Origin of the sequence: Streptococcus sp. SR4 (genome assembly GCF_000517725.1) — a bacterium.
GTDB lineage: Bacteria > Bacillota > Bacilli > Lactobacillales > Streptococcaceae > Streptococcus > Streptococcus salivarius_F.
Window position 1 is genome coordinate 1 of record NZ_AZYW01000009.1, and the last position, 517, is coordinate 517.

General features: G+C 42.0%; 1 protein-coding gene. It reads left to right on the forward strand.

The genetic code is table 11. From position 1 onward, the window contains the following. Position 1 precedes the first annotated feature (1 nt). On the forward strand, positions 2-517 hold a 516-nt coding region (locus HMPREF1519_RS01530; protein WP_197016863.1), incomplete at its 3' end, for a helix-turn-helix domain-containing protein.

The window sequence follows — 517 nt, forward strand, 5'->3', positions numbered from 1 at the left end:
CATCATTATTTCTCTTGTGTTTAAAAAAGATACCTACATCGAGATTCAAGCAAAACTTGATTATCCTGCACCATCATGCCCTCACTGCCATGGAATGATGATTAAGTACGACTTTCAAAAAACTTCTAAAATTCCTCTTCTCGAGCAAGCGGGAACTCCAACACTACTATGTCTGAAGAAACGTCGCTTCCAATGTAAAAGCTGTTATCGCGTCACGGTAGCTGAGACATCAATTGTTGAGAAAAACCACCAAATCTCCAACCTTGTCCGGCAAAAAGCTACACAACTCCTTACTGGGAAGGTATCACTAACAGATATTGCCAGAAGACTTCGTGTGTCGACATCCACTGTCTATCGTAAGCTTGACCAGTTTACTTTCAAGGAGCATTATGACAAGCTCCCAGCTGTTATGTCTTGGGATGAGTTTGGGTTCAAGAAAGGTGAACTCGCTTTTGTGGCGCAAAACTATGAGACCAACAAACTCATAACCATCCTTGATAATCGCCGTCAAACCACT